This window comes from Microbacterium sp. PI-SA-G (assembly GCF_057215335.1).
In genome coordinates this window covers 3,650,140-3,670,890 of sequence record NZ_CM170103.1, presented here as the reverse complement: position 1 = coordinate 3,670,890, position 20,751 = coordinate 3,650,140, and the positions used below count along the sequence as shown (strand labels likewise).

Here is a 20,751-nt window from a genome sequence, read left to right as displayed (position 1 = left end):
GACCGCGCTCAGCCGGCGTTCTTCGCCTTCTTCTTCGGAGCGTCCTTCGTCTCCGTCGACGCGCCCTTCTTCTCCTTCGAACGCGCCACGCTCGCGCGCAGCGCTTCCATCAGGTCGATCACCTCGCCGCCCGCGGCCGAGTCGTCGTCGGTGAAGGTCTCGGCGGCGTCGAAGCTGTCGCCCGCCTCGATCTTCGCGTCGATCAGCGTGCGCAACTCCTTCTGATACTCGTCGACGAACTCCTCGGGATCGAAGTCGGCCGAGTAGCTCTCGACGAGGGAGGAGGAGAGCTCGAGTTCCTTCTTCGAGATCTTCACGTCCTCGTTCAGCACGGGGAAGTCGGCGGCGCGCACCTCATCGGCCCACAGCAGCGTCTGCAGCACGAGCACGTCACCGCGCACCCGCAGCGCCGCCAGACGTGTCTTCTGACGCAGCGTGAAGCGCACGATCGCGGTGCGGTCGGTCTGCTCGAGCGTCTTGCGCAGCAGCACGTAGGCCTTGGGCGACTTGGAATCGGGTTCAAGGTAGTACGGCTTGTCGAGCGTGAGCAGGTCGACCTGCTCGGAGGGCACGAACTCGACCACGTCGATCTCTCGGCTCTTTTCGGAGGGGAGCGAGGCGAGGTCGTCCTTGGTGAGAACGACGGTGGTGCCGCCGTCGACGTAGGCGCGGTCGATGTCGGCGTAGGCCACCGCCTCCCCGCACACCTCGCAGGTGCGCTGGTAGCGGATGCGACCGCCGTCCTTCTCGTGCACCTGGTGCAGCGACACGTCGTGATCCTCCGTGGCGGAGTACACCTTGACCGGCACGTTCACCAGCCCGAAGGTCAGTGCGCCCTTCCAGATCGTTCTCATGACCCCAGTGAACACCAGCCACACGCGTCACGGCCACCCCTTGACTACGCTGGCTGCATGGTCGGTGAAGCGCAGGTCGTGCAGGTCGACGGCCGTCGTCTGCGTGTGACCAACCTCGACAAGGTCGTGTATCCCGAAACCGGGACGACCAAGGGCGAGATCATCGCGTACTACTCCGCGATCGCCCCGCTGCTCCTCCCCCTGGTTCACGGTCGCCCCGTCACCCGCAAGCGGTGGGTGGAGGGCATGGGCACGACGGATGCTCCGGGCGACGCGTTCTTCACGAAGCAGCTGGAACCGGGCGCACCGGACTGGATCCCGCGTCAGGCGATCGAGCACTCCGACGGCCCCAAGGACTATCCACTCGTCGACGACGTGCCCACCCTGGTCTGGCTCGCGCAGGTCGCCGCGATCGAGTTGCACGTGCCGCAGTGGCGGTTCACTCCCGAGGGGCTCCCCGGTCGCCCGGATCGGCTCGTGCTCGACCTCGATCCCGGGCCGGGCGTGGGCCTGCAGCAGTGCGCCGAGGTCGCGCGCATCGCCCGCGGCATCCTCACCGGCATGGGGTTGGAGCCCCTCCCGGTGACGAGCGGATCGAAGGGGATCCACCTGTATGCCGCGTTGCCGGGAGAGCAGACGAGCGACGAGATCTCGGCCGTCGTGAAAGAACTCGCCCGACTCATCGAGAACGACCACCCGGACCTCGCGACGAGCATCATGTCGAAGGCGGTCCGCGGCGGCAAGGTTTTCCTCGACTGGAGCCAGAACAACGGCAAGAAGACCACCATCTCGCCGTACTCACTGCGCGGACGGTCGCAGCCCTGGGTGGCGGCTCCCCGCACCTGGGAGGAGATCGACGACCCCGGCCTCGAGCACCTCGACATGGACGAGGTGCTCGCGCGCGCCGCCGCCGGAGTCGATCCGCTCGCCGCCCTGCATTCAGAAGCGACGGAAGCGTCGGCACCGGCGGTCTCGGACACCCCCCGGATCAGAGCTTCGGCCCCCGCTGCCGCGCCCGCTCCCGCTCGCGAGAAGAGGAGCCGCCGCCCGTCCGCACCGCTGCCGCCCGCCGACGGAGCCACACTTCCGGAACTCGCGCCCATGCTCGCCGAGCACGGCACGCCGGGTCGCGCACGCAGCCTGAGCACGCCGCCGTGGGTCGAGGTCAAGTGGGACGGCATCCGTGCGATGGGCACCTGGAGCGGCGGACGCATGCGACTGCATGCCCGCAGCGGCACCGACATCACCGCGCGCTACCCCGAACTGACAGCCGACGGAGCCCCGTTCCTGCCGGTCGACGACGCGATCGTCGACGGCGAAGTCGTGGCGTTCGACCAGCACGGGCGCCCGAGCTTTTCGCTCATGCAGAATCGCATGCACCTCACCCGCCCACGCGAGATCGAACGCGAGGTCGTGCGCACTCCCGTCGTCTACATGCTGTTCGACCTGCTGCGCCTCGACGGCCACGACCTCACCGGCATGCCCCTGCACCAGCGACGCACCCTGCTGCACGACGTCGCGAGCGACCTCGACGCCCCCGTGCGGCTTCCACCGGTGTTCGACGACGTCGACGCGGCTCTGGCGGCCAGTGACGAGTTCGGTCTGGAGGGCGTCGTGGTCAAGGACCGCGAATCGCGGTACCGACCCGGCATGCGCTCCCCCAGCTGGCTGAAGCTCAAGAACAGCCGGATGCAGGAGGCCGTCATCGTCGGCATCCGCCCCGGCAAGGGAGACCGCGCGAAATCGATCGGCTCCCTGCTGCTCGCTGTCCCCGACACTGCCGGCGGTGCGCTGCGTTACGTGGGCCGCGTGGGATCCGGGTTCACGGAGCGGATGCTGCACGACCTGCAGGAGCTGCTCGGGCCGTTGCGCACGACCACGGCTCCGCTGGCGGGTGTCCCGACGCCGGATGCCTCGGACGCCCTGTGGGTGCGGCCCGAGCTCGTGGGTGAGGTGGAGTTCGGCAACTGGACGCCGGACGGCGTGCTGCGACACGCGCGGTGGCGGGGGCTCCGGCCCGACAAGAGCCCGGACGAGGTCGTGCGCGAGGGGTGACGCGTCAGGCGTGGCGTGGTTCGCAGTCGGACTGCTCGGCGGGTTCGATCTGGAACGTGGAGTGCTCCACGTCGAAGTGATCGGCGAGGCACGCCTGCATCTCCGACAGCAACGTCGACGAGCGGCCGTCCGCGAGGAGTGCAGGAGCCACTCGCACATGGGCGCTGAACACGGGCGCTCCGCGGGTGAGCTGCCACACGTGCACGTCGTGCACGCCGACCACGCCGTCGTACTCGAGCAGGTGGCGGCGGATGTCGCTCACGGCCGTTCCCTGCGGAGCGGACTCGGACAGCACCGAGAACACCTCGCGCAGCAGTGAGATCGCCCGCGGGACGATCATGATCGCGATGAACAGCGAGGCGATCGCGTCGGCCGGCATCCACGCGGTCGTCACGATGACGATGGCCGCGACGATCACGGCGGCTGACCCAATCAGATCGCCCATGACCTCGAGATACGCGCCGCGCACGTTGATGCTCGTGCGCTGCGCCCGACTCAGGAGCCACATCGACACGGCGTTGGCAAGAAGACCGACCACGGCGACGGCCAGCATGAGGGGGCCTGCGACCTCCACATCGCTCGGCGAGATCAGCCGACCGACCGCCTCGACCCCCACCCATCCCGCGAGCAGGATCAGGATGACGGCGTTGATCAGGGCTCCGAACACCTCGGCGCGCTGGTAGCCGAAGGTACGTCGCTCATCGGCGGGGCGCGCGGCCACGGCCGCCGCGATCAGCGCGATGACGAGGGCGGATGCATCGGTGAACATGTGCGCGGCGTCGGCGAGCAACGCCAGCGACCCGGTGAGGGCGGCACCGACGACCTGCACGATCATGATCGCGGCGGTGAGGCACAGCGAGATCGTCAGCAGACGTCGGTGCCCCGACGAGCGGATGCCGCCAGCGGACGGAGCGTGATCGTGCATGCTCTCAGGCTAGACCGGGTTTCGGCCGGTGGAGGGCGGTTTCCGCTAGTCGGGAAGGGTAACGAGAACCAGTCTCACCAGCAGGCAGCCGCCACGACGAACGCGGGCACACGTGCCCAAAACTCGTTCCGGCTGTTGCTTTCGTAACGGCTCCCTCATGCGTACAGATGATGAGAAGGGAGTCCTAACCGCGACAGCGCGACAGCTTCCGTCCGGGAAGTGGCGGGGCCGGTTCACAGGGCGGGTGGAAAGAAATACACAGCAGGTACCCACGACAGCAGAAGGAAAGCAGACCTGCACGTCTTCCACACGATCGCAGGCCTCGAATAGCGCGGCGTCGTGGTCCATTCTTAGGCCATAGTAGGAGCGTGACCGGAACCTACGTATCGCTAATCGACGCAACTGCTAATGGAGTGTTGGGCGAGTACGATCACCGCCTAGAGTTCCCCCGTGGCGACGACTTCATCATCATCTACGGGCCGAACGGTGTAGGTAAGACGAAGTTCCTTGAGATCATCCATGCAATGTCACGCCTGGATGGACGCTCCCTCTCACGGATGCCGTTCAGCGATGCGACGCTCAAGTTCTCCGATGAGTCAATTCTTCACGTCGGACCAGCCGATGACGATGTTGCGTTGACAGATCGACGCCGAGCGCGGCGACAACTGCGATTCACTCTCTCGCGATCTGGCGGGCAGTCAGATTCGTGGGTGTACGCCGGAAACAGTGGCGAAGACTGGCTTCTCGAAAACACCCCGTGGCGGCCGCTGGAGGACGACCTGTGGGAAGACATGAGGGATTTCGAAGTCGTCTCTATCGATGAGTTGGAACTGCGGTTTCCGGAGTCCGGCGGTGCGAGCGAGAATCTGCCTCCGGTCTTCCGGAGCTTCCGCCGAGTTATCAAGAGCTACCTCATCGAGACCCAGCGTCTCCGAATCGAGAACGCGCACTACAGGAACGTGGGCTTCCACGTTCGCCCCAACCAGCGCCGTAAGCACACATCGAAGATCGCTCAACACGCGGACAAGATGCGAACTCTGGTCAACGGTGCTCAAACAGAACACTCGACCATCACCCAACAATTGGATCGAACATTTCCGAACCGAGTACTGGAAGGTTCGACTACCCCCCGGGATGCGCAACAGGTGCGTCAGCGCTATGAGGAACAGAATGCCTTCCGCAGTCGTCTTGGCCGAGTCGCGTCGGTCGCGCTCGCGGAGGCACTGTCGTTGCCGGATCGCGACCTTGAAGATTGGGAGCTTCGTCTGCTCACGCTGTACTTGGACGACGCTGAAGCGAAGCTGGCACCGTTCGAAAAGCTCCTTCAGAAGATCGAACTCCTTGAGGAGATCGTGAACACACGCCTGCTCAGGAAGAAACTTCGCGTGACGGCTCGCGATGGCCTGCTCGTTAGAAGAACCGAGGACAACCGAACCATCGATCTCGACTCGCTGTCGTCCGGCGAACAGCACGAGATCATCCTCATGTTTGATCTGCTCTTCAACGTCCCCGAAGGTGCGCTCGTGTTGATCGACGAACCAGAAATCTCCCTGCACGTCATCTGGCAACTAGCGTTCATTCCTGACGTGCAACGGATCGCTGAGCTTGCTGGTTTCCGCTTCGTCGTCGCCACCCATTCACCCCAGATAATCAACGACGACTGGGATAAGGCGGTGCCGCTCGGGCCGGAAGAGGTTCCCTTCTCATGAGGGGTGCGCTAACCGGCGACACTCTGTTCGCAACGGTGAAGTTAGCTCGCCAGGCCAGCGACAAGTTGATTCTCGTGGTGGAGGGCGACGACGATCACTACGTCCTCAAACAACATCTCAATGAACGAGACGTCCTTGTCATCTGCGCGACCGGCGGGAAGTCGAACGTGCTCCGAGCCTCTCGACTCGCCTCGGATCAACACGTCCAAGGTGTCCGATTTTTCATCGACGCAGACTACGACCGGCACCTGCGTCCTGCGCCCGAGTACCCGTCGACCGTCGTCACGTCGACAGGTCACGATGCGTTCGCGGATATGGCGGTCGAAGGCACAAACTTGCTGGATCGAGTCATTGACAGTCACAGCCGAGCCGGTAGGCGCAACGGCGCGGTGTTCGAGACTTCGGAGATTCGAAAGCAGGCTTTCAAGCTCGCGGCCTCAATCGCGCCACTCCGGATCGCCAACGACAATCACGACTACGGACTCAACCTTCGAGCCTTCCCGTTCGGCAAGATACCGACCTTGCCGGCGACCGACGATATGTTCGCGGTGCTGGCAATCCAGCGCTCCGGTACCCCACTGACAGCGGAAGCGCTCGTCGTGGATATCCGGAATGAGGCCGCCCGACTCGATGTGAGCGAGGGCCTGCTCATAGGCGACCATGACCTGTTCGGTGCCCTGTCGCGAGTCCTTCGCGAGCATGGGGTGGTCGCTGGGGCGGCCTCCCTGTCAGCTTCGTTCATCGCGGGTCTGCTGTGCGCCCATCTTGGGGTGACGAACTGGTATCAAGAACTCGATCAATGGGGGCGCGTTAACTCCCGCTCAACGTTCGGCTGTCCCTGCGCCACATAGGCTCGGCGGAAACGAGGCGGCTCTCGTTTCAAGGCTGGACCAGAATTCGTTCGATGCCTTGGCCCGCACCCGGATCAGAGCGCAGCGAGCAGCGGCACCAGTTCTGCGAAGGCGCGCGCACGGTGCGACTGCGACTGCTTCTCATCGTCGGTAAAGTCGCCGACCGTGCGCTCGGCGTCCGGCGACTGCCCGTCGGGGATGAAGATCGGGTCGTACCCGAAACCGCCGCCGCCAGAGGGCTCGTGCGCCAGGCGCCCCGGCCACTCGCCGACCACGACGTGCTCAGCTCCGCCCGGCGTCACCACGGCGATGGTAGAGGTGAAGTGCGCGCTCCGGTGCGGATCGCCGACATCGCGGAGCTGATCGAGCAGCAGTGCGAGGTTCGCCGCTGCATCCTTTCGCTGACCGGCCCAATAGGCCGAGAAGACTCCGGGTGATCCGCCGAGCACATCGACGCAGATACCGGAGTCGTCAGCCAGCGCCGGCAGCCCAGTGTGGACAGCCGCGGCGCGCGCCTTGATCAGCGCGTTCTCGGCGAACGTGACGCCGTCTTCGACAGGCTCCGGTCCGTCGTAGGCGACGACCTCCAGGTCGGGGCGCGTCTGTGCGACGATCTGCTGGAACTCGGCGACCTTGTGCGGGTTGTGCGTCGCCAGGACGACCTTCATCACTCGCCTGCCAGAGCCGCCAGCTGCCGGTCCTTCAGCGTCGCGCATCCGGCGACGCCGAGGTCGAGCAGCGCATCGAGCTCGCGCTTGTCGAACGGGGCTCCCTCGGCGGTGCCCTGCACCTCGACGAAAAGCCCGCGGCCGGTCACGACCACGTTCATGTCGGTCTCCGCGCGAACATCCTCGACATATGCCAGATCGAGCATGGGCGAACCGTCGATGATGCCGACCGACACGGCAGCGACCGAATCGATCAACGGAGTGGCGTTCTTGCCGATGAACTTCTTCTCGCGTCCCCACTCGATCGCGTCGGCCAGAGCGACATACGCGCCCGTGATCGCCGCGGTGCGGGTACCGCCGTCGGCTTGCAGGACGTCGCAGTCGATCACGATCGTGTTCTCCCCCAGCGCCTTCGTGTCGACCACGGCGCGCAGCGCACGGCCGATCAGGCGGGAGATCTCGTGCGTGCGGCCGCCGATGCGGCCCTTCACGCTCTCGCGGTCGTTGCGGCTGTTCGTGGCCCGCGGAAGCATCGAGTACTCGGCGGTCACCCACCCCTTGCCCTTGCCGGTGAGCCAGCGCGGCACCCCATTGGTGAACGATGCGGTGCACAACACCTTCGTGCCCCCGAAGCTGATCAGCGCCGAGCCCTCGGCGTGCGCGCTCCAGCCCCGCTCGATCGTGATCTCGCGGAGTTGATCGGTGGAGCGGCCGTCGGCGCGGACGATGTCGGTCATGGGAGTCCTTCGTTCGTGGAGGGGGTGGGAAGGGAAGGTCGGAATCAGAGCGCGTCGGGGCGCACCGGAGGGAGGGTGATGACACCGGTCTGCACCAGCTGCACGTCGCGCACCTCGCGGCCCATCAGCCGGTTGGCGAGCGCCGTGAACTCCGTCGCGGAGTCGCCGGTGGCCTCGTAGACGTAGCTGGCCGTCGCGTCGGAGGGCGCCAGCAGGTCACCGCGGACGAGCTGGCGGTAGACGTCGCCGGCTGTCTCGTCGTCGCTGGAGACCAAGGACACGCCCTCCCCCATCACATAGCTGATCGCTCCGCGCAGGAAGGGGTAGTGCGTGCACCCGAGCACAAGGGTGTCGACGTCGGCATCCCGCAGGGGCGCGAGGTACTCCTCGGCCACGTGCAGCACCTCGGTGGTTCCGGTGATACCGGCCTCGACGAACTCGACGAACCGCGGGCACGCCGCCGTGAACACCTGCAGGCGCTCGTTGACCTCGAGCATGTCCTGGTACGCGCGGGAGCCGATGGTCCCCACCGTCCCGATCACGCCGACGCGGCCGTTGCGAGTGGTCGACACGGCGCGGCGGACGGCCGGACCGATCACCTCGACCACGGGCACGTCGTAGCGCTCGCGCGCGTCACGCAGCATCGCCGCCGACGCCGTGTTGCAGGCGATCACAAGCATCTTCACACCCTGGTCGACGAGAGTGTCGAGCACCTCGAGCGAATAGCGGCGGACGTCGGCGATCGGCTTCGGCCCATAGGGCGAATGCGCGGTGTCGCCGATGTAGACGAACGACTCCCGGGGCAGCTGAGCTCGGATCGCCCGTGCCACCGTGAGTCCACCGACGCCGGAGTCGAAGATCCCGATCGGTGCGTCGTTCATGACTCACCAGCCTAGTCGCGTGCGCGCACCCGAGGCGTCGCGACCCTCACTAAGCTGAGCGGATGACCACGTCGACGGCGCTGCTCACCGATCGCTACGAACTCACGATGCTCGCTGCCTCGCTCCGCGATGGCACGGCCGCTCGCCCCAGTGTGTTCGAACTCTTCTCCCGCCGGCTCTCCGGCGGTCGCCGGTTCGGCGTGGTGGCCGGCACCGGCCGACTGCTGAGCCTGGTGCGCGACTTCCGCTTCGGCGAGGAAGAGCTGCGCTTCCTCCGCGACAACGACATCGTCGATGCCGGTGCGCTGTCGTACCTCGAGAACTACCGCTTCACCGGGACGATCCGCGGGTACCGCGAGGGCGAGCTGTACTTTCCGGGGTCTCCCATCCTCACCGTCGAGGGATCGTTCGCCGACGCCGTCGTGCTCGAGACCCTCGCACTCAGCGTGCTCAATCACGACTCCGCCGTCGCGACCGCCGCATCGCGGATGAGCATCGCGGCGGGCGAGCGCCCACTGGCCGAGATGGGCTCGCGTCGGGCTGCGGAACGCTCCGCGGTGGCGGCTGCGCGTGCAGCGTACATTGCCGGCTTCCGCGCCACGAGCAACCTCGAGGCAGGGCGCCAGTGGGGCATCCCGACGATGGGCACCGCCGCACATTCCTGGACGCTGCTGCACGACACCGAGGAGCAGGCCTTCCGCGCGCAGATCGACAGCCTCGGGACCGACACGACCCTGCTCGTCGACACCTACGACATCCGCACCGGCGTCGAGACCGCGATCCGCGTCGCCGGCACCGGGCTCGGCGGCGTGCGCCTCGACTCGGGTGACCTGCCGATCGTGGCCGCTGAGGTGCGCGCCCAGCTCGACGAGCTCGGCGCCACCGCCACACGCATCACGGTGACGAGCGACCTCGACGAGTACGCGATCGCGGCGCTGGCCGCCTCTCCCGTCGACGCGTACGGCGTCGGCACGTCCGTGGTGACCGGCTCGGGGTACCCGACGGCGAGCATGGTGTACAAGCTCGTCGCCCGTCAGGATGCCGACGGCTCGTGGGTCGGCGTCGCCAAGGCCTCGACCGACAAGGCGTCGCACGGCGGTCGCAAGGCGGCGTTCCGCACGCTCGAAGACGGCGTGGCCACCGCCGAGACCGTGCTCGTGGCCGACGGCTTCGAAGAGCTCGGGTCTCCGGGCGGACAGGCCGACGGACGACCCTTGCAGGTCACCTTCGTGGAGGCAGGCGAGATCGACCAGGCGCATGAGGGTCCTGCAGGGACGGCCGCAGCGCGGGCGCACCATCAGCGTGTGCGCGAGGAGCTGCCCGTGCGGGCGTTGGCCCTCAGCAAGTCAGATCCGGCGATCCCGACGGTCTACGTCGACGTGGCGTGAACGAGACGGACGGTGTCCGTCAGGTCATCATCGACTCGTAGATCTCCTTGCACGTCGGGCAGATCGGGAACTTCTCGGGGTCGCGTCCCGGCGTCCACTTCTTGCCGCAGAGCGCCCGCACCGGCTTGCCGGTGATCGCGGACTCGAGGATCTTGTCCTTCTTGACGTAATGCGAGAAACGCTCGTGGTCCCCGGGTTCCAGGTTCTCCTCGCGGAGAAGCTCTTCCAGTTCGCGATCAAGCGTCGTCACGCCGCCCTGATCGGGGCTGTCCAGCGGAGTACTCATCCCGTGAGTCTAGCGGCGACGACAGGCCGGTGGGCGCGTGATCACGCGGTTTCGACGAACTCCATCAGACGCTCTCCGCTGCGCTCGAAGATGCGTCCGCCGATGGCGACGCCGGCCGCGAGCACGACGACTCCGACCGCGAGTCCGGCCCAGAACGTCGTGGTGGCGTACTGCTCCCCCTCGATGATCGTGGTGGCGAACAGCCAGATCACGGGGGCACTGAGCGCGATCGCTCCGAGGAACGCGAGCGCGGGTCCGAACGCACCGCGCGACGTGGGTCGCTGCGGCTGCTGGAACGGGCTGTCACCGGGGCGCGACACCGCGTAGGGCGCGACGACCGACACGATGCTCGAGATGCCCAGGGCGGAGAAGAGCAGGCTGGCGGCGAGACCCGTCAGCGGCATGAGCAGCCTCCAGTCACCGATCGTGAGGAGCGACAGAGGGATCACGATGGCGAGCACCGGCAGCGCGACCAGCACCACGGGCACCAGACGACCGAGCCGGTCCGGCACACCGCGCACGCCGCTCGCGACGTGCGTCCACAGGGCGGTCGAGTCGTACGCGGTGTCGTTGTGCGGCAGCCAGCCGAAGAACAGCGCCATCACCGGGACCGGGATCAGGGCCGCGATCTCCAGCGGCACGCCGGCGACGAGGAGGGGGAACACCGTCAGCACGCCCGCCACGGGCACCACGATGATGTTCATGATGTAGCGGCGATCACGCAGCCAGTAGACGAGACTGCGGGCGGCGATCGCGCCGAAGGCGTTCGACGGGAGCAGGCCGAACCACCCGAGGCCCGTGCGCTCGCGAGCGGCGACCGGGCGCTCGGTGGTGGTGAGCAGTCGCTGCACCAGCCAGGCCCAGATCGCGGCGAGCACGGCGGCGGTCACGATCGCGACGATGCCGCTGATCCACGCCATGCCCGAGTCGCCGAGCGCTGAAGCGAACAGGAATCCGGGCGCGGCGGCGAGTGGGCTGACTCCGAAGGCCTCGGTCAGCGCGTGCAGCGACGCCGGCACCTGACCGTCCCAGCGCATGGATGCGAAGAACACCGCCACCGGGAAGGCCACCACGATCAGCGCGAGGGCGAACAGGGCGGTCAGCTCACGCGAGCGACGCTCGGGGAGGAAGAGCGCGCCGAGCGCCATCCCGATGCGGGCGACGAGGACGGTCGTCACGGCGCCGACCGCGGTCATCAGCACCGCGAGCGCCCAGGGCGTGCCGGCGCGCACCGCGACGATGCCGACGCTGATGTAGACGGCGAGCAGCGCGAGACTGGGCACGCTCACGAAGGCCGCGAGGAGCAGGACCCACGGCATGCGGCGCTCATCGACGCCGAACACCGCGAAGCGGCGCGGGTCGAGTTGATCGGTCGTGCCGACCAGCACCGGACCCACGAGGAAGCCGAGCAGGATGGCCGCTCCCCCGAGAACCGCGACGGTCCGCGCACCGGTGACGGGCGCATCGGCCAACGAGAGCACGGCGACGCAGACGGCAGCCGTCACGGCGATGACCGCAGCGAGGGTGATCAGGGTGCGAAGCCGGCGTTCGCCACGCAGCGATCCGAGGAGGAGTGCGAACCTCAGTCGGAGAACATGTGCAGCCATTCGAGCCCCTCCACCTCTCCGATACCACCGGAGAGCTCGACGAACCGAGCCTCGAGCGTCTGTCCGGCACGCACCTCGTCGATTGTGCCCTCGGCGAGCACCTCGCCACCGACGATGATGGCCACGCGCGAGCACACGCGCTCGACGAGGTCCATGCCGTGACTCGACAGGATCACGGTTCCGCCGTGCGCCACGTAGGCGCGGAGGATCTCGAGGATGACGGCGGACGACACGGGGTCGACGGACTCGAACGGCTCGTCGAGCACCAGCACCCGGGGAGAGTGGATCATCGCGCCGGCGAGCATGATCTTCTTCGTCATTCCGGCGGAGTAGTCCGATACGACGCGGCTGAGCGCATCGCCGAGGTCGAAGGCGCGCGCCAGGTCGGCGGTGCGCTTCTCGATCACGCTCGAGGCCAGACCGCGCAGCAGGCCGTAGTAGTAGAGGAGCTGTCGACCGGTGAGACGATCGAACGTACGCAGGCGATCGGGAAGCACGCCCATGACCCGCTTGGCCGCGTTGGGCTGCGCCGCCTGGTCGATGCCGCACACGGCGACGCTTCCCTCGTCAGCCCGCAGCAGACCCGCGACGATCGAGAGGGTCGTCGTCTTGCCGGCGCCGTTGGGACCGACGATCCCGTAGAACGACCCGGCGGGCACGGTGAGGTCGATGCCGTTCACGGCCCGGTTCTCGCCGAAGTGCTTCACCAGACCGCGGATGCTGAGCGCGTCGGCGACTGCGGTCTCAGGGACATCGACGGGTGTGCCCGCGGCATCCGCGACGGCGTCGTCGACCGGCTCAGGCTCGTCCGCTTCGTCCACGGGCTCGTCCGCTTCGGACACAGGCTCGTCCGGCTCCGGCTCCGGCTCCGGCTCGACGACCGGCTCCGCCTCGACGACCGGCTCCGCCTCGACGGCAGGCTCCGGCTCGACGTCCGGCTCCGGCTCGACGACGGGCTCAGCGGTCTGCTCGATCGCCACGGGCGTCGACGCCTCCGCGGGGGCCTCCGACGCCGGGTCGTCCGCGGTCGGGATCGCCTCTTCCTGCGCGCTGGTCGATTCGTCCACTGGTGCCCCTGTCTCAGCGAGGACATCGTCCACGGCTTCGATCCGCTCGACGGTGTCGGCGGCCTTCGCGTCTTCTGCGGCTGTCGCTGCGGATTCCGCCTCTGCCGCCGCATCGGCGGCAGCCTGGGCGGCAGCCTTCGCGGCAGCAGTCCTCGCCGCGGCCGTGCGTGCGGCCGCGGTCTTCGCTGAAGCGGACTTCGACGCCGACGTGCGTGCCGCGGTCTTCGCCGCCGCCGCTTTGGCCGCTGCGGCCTTCGCCGCCGCGGTCCGCGGTGCGGAGCTCTTCGGGGTCGTCGCGCTGCTTCCCGTCTTCGTGGCAGTCGTCTTCGCCGCAGTCGTCTTCGCGGCAGTCGTCCTCGCCGCAGTGGACTTCGTAGCTGCCGCCTTGGCTGCCGCCGCCTTCGCCGACGCGCTCTTGGCCGCCGTGCTCTTGGACGCCGTGTTCTTCGCGGCCGTCACCCGCGGGGATGTCGACGTGGCGGCGGTGGTCTTCGCCGCTGCGGCACGCCCCGCCGCCGAGGCCGGGAGCGGCTCGATCACGACGTCGACAGAAGGAGCGGCCTGATCGGCGGCAGCCTTCTTCGCGGATGTGCGCGGATTCGCAGGAGGGAGCTTCACCGGCGCCTTCCGGGCTGCGGGAGCGCTTTTCGCGGCATCCTGAGCCTTCTCGGCGGCAGTCGAAGGGTTCTGGGAGTCATCCACCTGGTCGGTGCGGTCGTCAGGGGAGGAAGTCACCGTTCTACGGTATCAACCGGTGGGGACAAGCCAAGGTTCCGCGACACAATCGGCCGCGCGATTCGCCGATCTGCGCGTTTTGTGCCCTTGACCGACCCTGGGTGTTGGGTGTGTACTCGATCACGAAACGGCAACAGGACCGATAAGCCTCGGGCCTTCTCCGTCCACATGGCTAGCATGAAGACGGCACGAAGAAGTGTCCGGTCGGTGAACCGGCCCTTAACGCACTTTCTTTTTAGGAGCACTCGTGACTCTTCAGACCGTCATCCTCGCCGCCGGCATGGGCTCGCGCCTCGGCCGCGCGCTGCCGAAGCCGCTCACCGAGCTCAGCGACGGACGCACCATCATGCGCCAGCAGCACGACAACATCCGCGCCGCCTTCGGCTCCGACGCCCGCATCACCGCTGTCGTGGGCTACCGCGCCGAGACGATCATCGACGCGTTCCCCACCGCGAACTACGTTCACAACGAGCGCTACGACGAGACCAACACGTCGAAGAGCCTGCTGCGTGCCCTCGCGGCCACCGGCAAGAGCGGCGTGCTGTGGATGAACGGCGACGTGGTGTTCGACCCGATGATCCTCGGCCGCGCGGCCGCGTACATCGAGCGCGACCAGTCGTTCGTCACCGTCAACACCTCCAAGGTCAGCGACGAAGAGGTGAAGTACACGGTCACGGCCGAGGGCTTCATCGACGAGCTGTCCAAGACCGTCAAGAACGGTCTGGGCGAAGCGGTCGGCATCAACTACATCTCTTCCGCGAACAAGCGCGCCTTCATGCGTCAGCTGCAGCGCGTCGAGGATCAGGACTACTTCGAGCGCGGCCTCGAGCTCGCGATCGCCGAAGACGGCCTGCTGCTCGAGCCGATGGACGTCTCCGACCTGTACGCGGTCGAGGTCGACTTCGCAGAAGACCTCGAGCGGGCCAACCTGTTCGTCTGACCTGAGGTCCTCGACCTCGCAGAACGCCGGGAGCCGCATCCGTCACGGATGCGGCTCCCGGCGTTTTCGCGGACTGCCTCCCTAGGATCGGGGGATGGCAGCCAAGGTGCACAAGATCCACTCCCTTCCGGACAGCGCTCCCTGGGATCAGGGGCTCCCGCCGGTGGGATCACCGGAGCATCCGATGATGGTGCGCGGCCTCGACCGTGTGCTCTCCATCCAGCGCCCTCTCGTCTTGGCGCACATCCGGAGCATCCGGCTGCGCAACCCGCAGGCCACCCCTGCCGAGATCATCTCGATCCTGGAGCGGCGCTATCTCGCGGCGGTCACCACCGGTGGCGCCGCCGTAGGAGCCACCGCCGTGGTCCCGGGCATCGGCACGGGCGTGACACTCGCGCTCTCGGGCGTCGAGACGCTCGGCTTCGTCGAGTCCACCGCGCTCTTCGCGCAGTCGGTCGCCGAAGTCCACGGCATCGCGATCGCGAATCCGGAGCGGGCGCGCGCCCTGGTGATGACGCTGATGCTCGGCAAGGAAGGCGTGGACCTCGTCAGTCAGCTCGCCGGACAGGTGGCCGGGCGCGGGTCGAGCCGCTCGTCGTACTGGGGCGAGATGGTCACCAAGTCGCTGCCGCGCGCGGCCGTCGGTCCCCTGGTCGACCGCCTCAAGAGTATGTTCGTCCGGCAGTTCGCCGCCCGCGGCGGCGCGTCGTTCCTCGGCAAGGCGCTTCCCTTCGGCATCGGCGCCGCGGTCGGCGGTGCGGGCAACCACATCCTCGGCCGACGTGTGCTGACGACATCGCACCGGGCGTTCGGCACGCCGCCCGTGATGCTCCCGATCGAGCTGGAGCCGGTGGATGGCGCCGAGAAGACGGAGCTGCGGATGCTGCGGGGCGCACGATTCGCGGGCACCGCCGTGGCCGGTGTGGCCGGCACGGCGGCGCGGGGCGTCGGCTGGGCCGGTCGCAAGGTCGGCTCGCTCACCACTCGCCGCGACCGCGGAGCGACATCGGAGCTCGGCACCGGTGCCGGCAGCGGCGACCACGAGCTGCGGGACGGACTCGGCGACGACGTCTCCCCCGCCGACCGCTCGCGCTGACGTCTTCACGGCGACGCCAAAGGATCGCTCGACCCGTTGTGGCGAGCATCCAACGGACGAAGCCGAGCCGACGCTAGGGTGGAATCCGTGACGGACAAGCCCGACCTCTTTACCACCGCCGGCAAGATCGCGGATCTGCGCGCTCGCTACACCGAGGCCGTCGTCGACGCCGAGGCGAAGGCGAAGGACAAGCAGCACGCCAAGGGCAAGATGACCGCCCGCGAGCGCATCGAGCTACTGGTCGATCCGGGCAGCTTCGTCGAGTTCGACGAATACGTGCGGCACCGCACCACCGCCTTCGGCATGGACCGCTCGCGTCCCTACGGCGACTCCGTCGTCACCGGCGTCGGAACGATCCACGGTCGCACTGTCGCGGTGTACTCGCAGGACTTCTCGACCTTCGGCGGCTCGCTCGGCGAGGTCGCCGGCGAGAAGATCATCAAGATCATGGAGTTCGCTCTCGCCGGAGGGATGCCGTGCATCGGCATCCTCGACTCCGGCGGAGCGCGCATCCAGGAGGGCGTGGTCGCGCTCGGCAAGTACGGTGAGATCTTCCGCCTGAACACCCGGGCCTCGGGCGTCATCCCCCAGATCTCGATCATCATGGGCCCCGCCGCCGGTGGTGCGGTGTACTCCCCTGCCCTCACCGACTTCGTGATCATGGTCGACAAGACCAGCCAGATGTTCGTCACCGGCCCGGACGTCATCAAGACCGTGACCGGCGAGGACGTCGGTATGGAGGAGCTCGGCGGCGCACTCACCCACAACACCCGCTCGGGCGTCTCGCACTACCTGGCCGAGGACGAGGACGACGCGCTCGACTACGCGCGCACCCTTCTGAGCTTCCTCCCGGACAACAACATGGCCGAGCAGCCGACGTACGAGGGCGTGTTCGAGTTCGAGACGACCGACGCCGACCGCACCCTGAACACGCTCATCCCGGACTCGGCCAACCAGCCGTACGACATCCACACGGTGATCGAGCATGTCGTGGACGACGGCGACTTCCTCGAGGTGCAGCCGCTGTTCGCACCCAACATCGTCATCGGCTTCGGCCGGGTCGAGGGGCGCACCGTCGGCATCATCGCCAACCAGCCCTCGCAGATGGCCGGCACGCTCAACATCCAGGCCGGCGAGAAGGCCAGCCGGTTCGTGCGGTTCTGCGACGCGTTCTCCATCCCGATCGTGACGCTCGTCGACGTGCCGGGATACCTTCCGGGCACCGACCAGGAGTGGGAGGGCGTCATCCGCCGCGGCGCCAAGCTGCTCTACGCCTACGCCGAGGCGACGGTTCCCCTGGTCACGGTGATCCTGCGCAAGGCCTACGGCGGCGCCTACATCGTGATGGGGTCGAAGCAGCTCGGAGCCGACGTCAACCTCGCCTGGCCCACGGCCGAGATCGCAGTCATGGGTGGCCAGGGTGCCGTGAACATCCTCTACCGCGGCGAGATCAAGCGAGCCGAAGAGGCGGGCGAAGACGTCGCCGCCGTACGCACGCGTCTGGCCAACCAGTACACCTACGACGTGGCCTCTCCCTTCCTCGCCGCCGAGCGCGGCGAACTGGACGGCATCATCGAGCCCGCCAACACCCGGGTCTCGATCGCGAAGTCGCTGCGCGCCCTCCGCGGCAAGCGCGCCGATCTGCCGCCGAAGAAGCACGGGAACATCCCGCTGTGAGCGCGCAGCCCGACGAGCAGCCGCTCACGCTCGACATCACGCGCGGGAGTGCGACCGAGGAAGAGCTCGCGGCGCTGATCGCCGTCGTCAGCGACGCGTACGCGAGCGAGGCATCGGAGGCGGTCGCGCCGGAGCCGCAGGTCTCCGCGTGGGCGCGCACCCAGCGCCCGTTGCGGGCGCCGTTGCGGCGCGACATCCCGTGGGGTCGGTTCTCGGGCTGACGCCGCGTGTCGCGCCCGCGGAGTGCACAGCTCAAAGGCGCGGGCGTCGGAAGCGCAGCGTGACCAGCTGGAACGCACGCAAGTCCATCACAACGTGCTGCCCGGACACGGATCCGAGGGCGGTCGGGGTGATCTCGCGCTCGATGAGATCGGTCTCGAGCACGCCGTCGAATGCGAACGCCGTCGACACGGTCGCCGATGCGCGACCACCGTGCGCCTCGTAGATCCGCACGATCACGTCGCCGCTGCGATCCTCGGCCAGCTTGACGGCTTCGACGACCACCGCATCCGACGAGCTCACAAGCAGCGGCTCGACCGGTCCTGCGCCGCGGATGGAGCGCGTCGGCAGATTGAGCCGGTAGCCCTCGCGCACCGCGTCGGCAATCGATGCGCCCGGACGCACGCTCACGCGAAAGGTGTGCTCGCCCTGATCCGCATCGGGGTCGGGGAACAGCGGCGCGCGCAGCAGCGACAGGCGCACGGTGGTCGCCGTGCCACCGCCCGCCCGCGGGTTCCGGGTGATGTCGTGGCCGTACGTGGCGTCGTTCGCCACCGCCACACCGAACCCCGGCTCGCCGACGTGCACCCATCGGTGCGCCACGGTCTCGAATCGTGCGGCATCCCACGACGTGTTGGTGTGCGTGGCCCGATGCACGTGCCCGAACTGGATCTCGGAAGTCGCTCGATCGGTGTGCACGTCGAACGGGAACGCGAGTTTCAGCAGCTTCTGCCGTTCTCGCCAGTCGACGGTCGTCTCGATGTCGAGCGCCTGGGCGTCGGGATACAGCGACAGGGTCTGCGTGATGCGCGAATCGCCCACGGCACGCAGTATCCGAACCACCGCCGCGGAGGCGTGCGGCACGATGTCGAGCGTCTGCATGTCGGTCACATCGACCGCATGGCGACGGTAGTGCGCATCGATGTCCCACGCATCCCAGCGCGTCGGCGTATCGCGGTGCAGCTGGAGCAGGTTGCCCCGCTCGCCGGCTGCGATCGCCTCGCGACCCGTGGCACGCACGACGAGCGACGTGATCAGCCCGTTCTCGTCGATCGACACCGACAGGTGCTCGTTCTGGAGCGTGATGCCGTCCGGCCCGCGTTCGGCGGTGGCGCGGCCCTGGGCGGGGAGCGCCACGGAGATGCCCATCGCCGCGGTCGCACCGTGTGCGTACGGCCCGGCGTTGGCACGCAGCTCGATGTCTCCGGCGCCGGCGACGACCGCGAGCGACTCCGCGACGAGCGCCTCGGTCGATGCGAGCACCTCGGCGTAGTGGCGTTCCGCCTCGCGATGCACCCAGGCGATGGAGCTCCCGGGGAGGATGTCGTGGAACTGCTGCAGCAGCACGGTCTCCCACGCCTGCTGCAGCGCGTCGTACGGGTACGCCGACCCACGCAGCGCCGCCGCGACCGCCCACAGCTCGGCCTCGCGCAACGCGTGCTCGGCGCGTCGGTTCCCGCGCTTCGTGCGGGCCTGAGAGGTGTACGTGCCGCGGTGGAACTCCAGATACATCTCGCCCGTCCACACCGGCGGGTCGACGTACTCCGCCTCGGCGGTCTCGAAGAAGCGCCGTGGCGTCGAGAACGTGACGGTCGGCGAGCCCTCGAGCGACCGCAGCCGGTCTGCCGCCGCCAACATCTCGCGGGTGGGGCCGCCCCCGCCGTCGCCGTACCCGAACGGCACCAGCGAGGTGTTCGCGCCACCCTTCTCGGCGAAGTTCCGCTCGGCGTGCGCCAGCTCCTCGGATGTGAGACGGGCGTTGTAGGTGTCGACCGGCGGAAAGTGCGTGAAGATGCGGGTGCCGTCGATGCCCTCCCACCGGAAGGTATGGTGCGGCATGACGTTGGTCTCGTTCCACGACATCTTCTGCGTCAGCATCCATCGCGAACCCGCTGCGCGCGCGATCTGCGGAAGCGCCGCCGAATAGCCGAAGGAATCAGGAAGCCAGACGTCGAGGGGCTCGACCCCGAACTCCGCGAGGAAGAACCGCTTGCCGTGCAGGAACTGCCGCGCGAGCGCCTCACCGCCAGGCAGGTTCGTGTCGCACTCCACCCACATGCCGCCCGCCGGGTGGAACCGGCCCGCCGCGACCGCGGCGCGCACCCGAGCGAAGAGCTCGGGCTGATGCTGCTTGATCCAGGCATACTGCTGCGCCGAGGAGGCGGCGAATGAGAACTCCGGGTGCTCCTGCTGCAGCGACAGCACGTTGGAGAACGTGCGCGCGACCTTGCGCTGCGTCTCGCGCACCGGCCAGAGCCACGCGGAGTCGATGTGCGCGTGGCCGACGGCATGCACCGCGTGGGCGGAGCCGTGAGCGGGGCGCGCCAGCACGTCGGTGAGCTCGCGTCGCGCGGCCTCGAGGGTTCCGCGGATGTCGTCCGGGTCTGCGGCGTCGACCATGCGCTCGAGCGCCGCGAGGATCTCCGCCCGCCGGGAGGACGCCTCGGGCGATTCCCGCATGAGTCCGAGGAGCGCCGTGACGTCGTACACCAACTCCTGCGCGGCCAGGTCGCGGATCACGATGTCCGCCCGCCGCAGCGGGTAGAGCGGCTCGTCGTCGACAGTGGCGAGATCGCCGAGCGGCGTGGGACGGAAGTCCCATCCGCCCGCGACGTCGGGGTTCGCGGCGGCCTCGAGGTACAGCTCGATCGGATCGCCGGGGGCGGCGGCGAGAGGCACATGCGCATTGCGCGGTTCGACTGCTTTGACGATCGTGCCGTCGGCCCCGTAGACCGTGCCCTCCGCCTGGAATCCGGGCTGCGCGTCGCTGAAGCCGAGATCGAAGACCAGCTCGGCGCGCTGCCCTGCCCCGACGGCCGGCACCACACCGGTCACACACATCCACATCGTGCTCCACGCCGGTCCCCACCGCGTCCCCACGCGGAAGGGCGTGTACTGCTGCGTCAGAGCCTCGGCGAAGGCCACCGGCTCACCCGGTACGCGCCAGACGGCGAGGTCGAGCGGCATCGAGCGGATCTCCACCGCGGGCTGCAGACGTTCCGACACGAAGCGGCGCACTCGCGCTTCGACGAGGGCGGCATCTTGATGCATCGGGG

The 20,751-nt window shown here is 68.0% G+C and carries 18 protein-coding genes; 9 read left to right on the top strand and 9 right to left on the bottom strand.

Features of this window, described 5'->3' with window-relative positions; translation table 11 throughout:
- Positions 1-8: 8 nt before the first annotated feature.
- Positions 9-854 carry a non-homologous end joining protein Ku gene (gene ku / locus AC2D10_RS18115; protein ID WP_484709610.1) on the bottom strand — a complete coding sequence of 282 codons (846 nt, stop codon included), beginning with the start codon at positions 852-854 and terminating at the stop codon, positions 9-11.
- 57 nt (positions 855-911) lie between these two features.
- Between ku and ligD the strand changes: the two genes are divergently transcribed.
- Complete coding sequence (ligD, locus tag AC2D10_RS18110; RefSeq protein ID WP_484709608.1) at positions 912-2,909, top strand: non-homologous end-joining DNA ligase; 1,998 nt, start codon at positions 912-914, stop codon at positions 2,907-2,909.
- A 4-nt stretch (positions 2,910-2,913) separates the two neighbouring features.
- On the opposite strand, the gene AC2D10_RS18105 is transcribed toward ligD, so the two are convergent.
- On the bottom strand, positions 2,914-3,834 hold the full coding sequence (locus AC2D10_RS18105) for a cation diffusion facilitator family transporter (protein ID WP_484709606.1): 921 nt from the start codon (positions 3,832-3,834) through the stop codon (positions 2,914-2,916).
- Positions 3,835-4,202: 368 nt separating this feature from the next.
- On the opposite strand from AC2D10_RS18105, the gene AC2D10_RS18100 reads away from it, so the two are divergent.
- The gene (locus AC2D10_RS18100) at positions 4,203-5,543 is read left to right on the top strand and encodes an AAA family ATPase (RefSeq protein ID WP_484709605.1); all 1,341 of its coding nucleotides are present in this window, start codon (positions 4,203-4,205) and stop codon (positions 5,541-5,543) included.
- Positions 5,540-6,394 carry a hypothetical protein gene (locus tag AC2D10_RS18095; RefSeq protein ID WP_484709604.1) on the top strand — a complete coding sequence of 285 codons (855 nt, stop codon included), beginning with the start codon at positions 5,540-5,542 and terminating at the stop codon, positions 6,392-6,394. The genes AC2D10_RS18100 and AC2D10_RS18095 overlap by 4 nt, the downstream gene beginning before the upstream one ends.
- Before the next feature lie 74 nt (positions 6,395-6,468).
- On the opposite strand, the gene rdgB is transcribed toward AC2D10_RS18095, so the two are convergent.
- Genes rdgB through murI form a run of 3 tightly spaced genes read right to left on the bottom strand, consistent with a single transcriptional unit; the run spans position 6,469 to position 8,680 of the window.
- The gene (rdgB, locus tag AC2D10_RS18090; protein WP_484709602.1) at positions 6,469-7,062 is read right to left on the bottom strand and encodes an RdgB/HAM1 family non-canonical purine NTP pyrophosphatase; all 594 of its coding nucleotides are present in this window, start codon (positions 7,060-7,062) and stop codon (positions 6,469-6,471) included.
- Positions 7,062-7,799 (bottom strand): ribonuclease PH, encoded by a 738-nt coding sequence (rph, locus tag AC2D10_RS18085; protein WP_484709601.1) that lies wholly within the window; start codon positions 7,797-7,799, stop codon positions 7,062-7,064. The genes rdgB and rph overlap by 1 nt, the downstream gene beginning before the upstream one ends.
- Before the next feature lie 44 nt (positions 7,800-7,843).
- Positions 7,844-8,680 carry a glutamate racemase gene (gene murI / locus AC2D10_RS18080; RefSeq protein WP_484709600.1) on the bottom strand — a complete coding sequence of 279 codons (837 nt, stop codon included), beginning with the start codon at positions 8,678-8,680 and terminating at the stop codon, positions 7,844-7,846.
- A gap of 62 nt (positions 8,681-8,742) precedes the next feature.
- Between murI and AC2D10_RS18075 the strand changes: the two genes are divergently transcribed.
- Positions 8,743-10,068, top strand: a complete 1,326-nt coding sequence (locus AC2D10_RS18075) for a nicotinate phosphoribosyltransferase (RefSeq protein ID WP_484709599.1) — start codon at positions 8,743-8,745, stop codon at positions 10,066-10,068.
- Positions 10,069-10,087: 19 nt separating this feature from the next.
- Here the strand turns inward: AC2D10_RS18075 and AC2D10_RS18070 are convergent, their stop codons facing one another.
- The 3 genes from AC2D10_RS18070 to AC2D10_RS18060 are packed head-to-tail and all read right to left on the bottom strand — an operon-like array spanning position 10,088 to position 13,028.
- Positions 10,088-10,354: a DUF3039 domain-containing protein gene (locus tag AC2D10_RS18070; RefSeq protein ID WP_484709598.1), complete on the bottom strand. Its 267-nt coding sequence runs from the start codon at positions 10,352-10,354 to the stop codon at positions 10,088-10,090.
- Positions 10,355-10,395: 41 nt separating this feature from the next.
- Positions 10,396-11,961 (bottom strand): hypothetical protein, encoded by a 1,566-nt coding sequence (locus AC2D10_RS18065; RefSeq protein WP_484709596.1) that lies wholly within the window; start codon positions 11,959-11,961, stop codon positions 10,396-10,398.
- Complete coding sequence (locus AC2D10_RS18060; protein WP_484709595.1) at positions 11,937-13,028, bottom strand: ABC transporter ATP-binding protein; 1,092 nt, start codon at positions 13,026-13,028, stop codon at positions 11,937-11,939. Before AC2D10_RS18060 ends, AC2D10_RS18065 begins: the two co-directional genes overlap by 25 nt.
- Before the next feature lie 52 nt (positions 13,029-13,080).
- On the opposite strand from AC2D10_RS18060, the gene AC2D10_RS18055 reads away from it, so the two are divergent.
- The 5 genes from AC2D10_RS18055 (at position 13,081) to AC2D10_RS18035 (ending at position 17,697) form a co-directional block, all read left to right on the top strand.
- A complete protein-coding gene (locus AC2D10_RS18055; protein ID WP_484709594.1) occupies positions 13,081-13,593 on the top strand; it encodes a hypothetical protein in 513 nt (170 codons plus the stop codon).
- A 417-nt stretch (positions 13,594-14,010) separates the two neighbouring features.
- On the top strand, positions 14,011-14,703 hold the full coding sequence (locus AC2D10_RS18050; protein ID WP_484709593.1) for a phosphocholine cytidylyltransferase family protein: 693 nt from the start codon (positions 14,011-14,013) through the stop codon (positions 14,701-14,703).
- 94 nt (positions 14,704-14,797) lie between these two features.
- Positions 14,798-15,799, top strand: a complete 1,002-nt coding sequence (locus tag AC2D10_RS18045; RefSeq protein ID WP_484709592.1) for a hypothetical protein — start codon at positions 14,798-14,800, stop codon at positions 15,797-15,799.
- Between the two features lie 87 nt (positions 15,800-15,886).
- The gene (locus AC2D10_RS18040) at positions 15,887-17,476 is read left to right on the top strand and encodes an acyl-CoA carboxylase subunit beta (RefSeq protein ID WP_484709591.1); all 1,590 of its coding nucleotides are present in this window, start codon (positions 15,887-15,889) and stop codon (positions 17,474-17,476) included.
- A complete protein-coding gene (locus tag AC2D10_RS18035) occupies positions 17,473-17,697 on the top strand; it encodes an acyl-CoA carboxylase subunit epsilon (RefSeq protein ID WP_484709589.1) in 225 nt (74 codons plus the stop codon). The genes AC2D10_RS18040 and AC2D10_RS18035 overlap by 4 nt, the downstream gene beginning before the upstream one ends.
- Positions 17,698-17,728: 31 nt before the next feature.
- On the opposite strand, the gene AC2D10_RS18030 is transcribed toward AC2D10_RS18035, so the two are convergent.
- A complete protein-coding gene (locus AC2D10_RS18030; protein ID WP_484709588.1) occupies positions 17,729-20,746 on the bottom strand; it encodes an alpha-mannosidase in 3,018 nt (1,005 codons plus the stop codon).
- Positions 20,747-20,751: the final 5 nt, after the last annotated feature.

Coding starts and splice junctions, on each gene's coding strand:
- ku (WP_484709610.1), bottom strand. CDS start 854: ATGAGAACGATCTGGAAGGGCGCACTGACCTTCGGGCTGGTGAACGTG.
- ligD (WP_484709608.1), top strand. CDS start 912: ATGGTCGGTGAAGCGCAGGTCGTGCAGGTCGACGGCCGTCGTCTGCGT.
- AC2D10_RS18105 (WP_484709606.1), bottom strand. CDS start 3,834: ATGCACGATCACGCTCCGTCCGCTGGCGGCATCCGCTCGTCGGGGCAC.
- AC2D10_RS18095 (WP_484709604.1), top strand. CDS start 5,540: ATGAGGGGTGCGCTAACCGGCGACACTCTGTTCGCAACGGTGAAGTTA.
- rdgB (WP_484709602.1), bottom strand. CDS start 7,062: ATGAAGGTCGTCCTGGCGACGCACAACCCGCACAAGGTCGCCGAGTTC.
- rph (WP_484709601.1), bottom strand. CDS start 7,799: ATGACCGACATCGTCCGCGCCGACGGCCGCTCCACCGATCAACTCCGC.
- murI (WP_484709600.1), bottom strand. CDS start 8,680: ATGAACGACGCACCGATCGGGATCTTCGACTCCGGCGTCGGTGGACTC.
- AC2D10_RS18075 (WP_484709599.1), top strand. CDS start 8,743: ATGACCACGTCGACGGCGCTGCTCACCGATCGCTACGAACTCACGATG.
- AC2D10_RS18070 (WP_484709598.1), bottom strand. CDS start 10,354: ATGAGTACTCCGCTGGACAGCCCCGATCAGGGCGGCGTGACGACGCTT.
- AC2D10_RS18065 (WP_484709596.1), bottom strand. CDS start 11,961: ATGGCTGCACATGTTCTCCGACTGAGGTTCGCACTCCTCCTCGGATCG.
- AC2D10_RS18045 (WP_484709592.1), top strand. CDS start 14,798: ATGGCAGCCAAGGTGCACAAGATCCACTCCCTTCCGGACAGCGCTCCC.
- AC2D10_RS18030 (WP_484709588.1), bottom strand. CDS start 20,746: ATGCATCAAGATGCCGCCCTCGTCGAAGCGCGAGTGCGCCGCTTCGTG.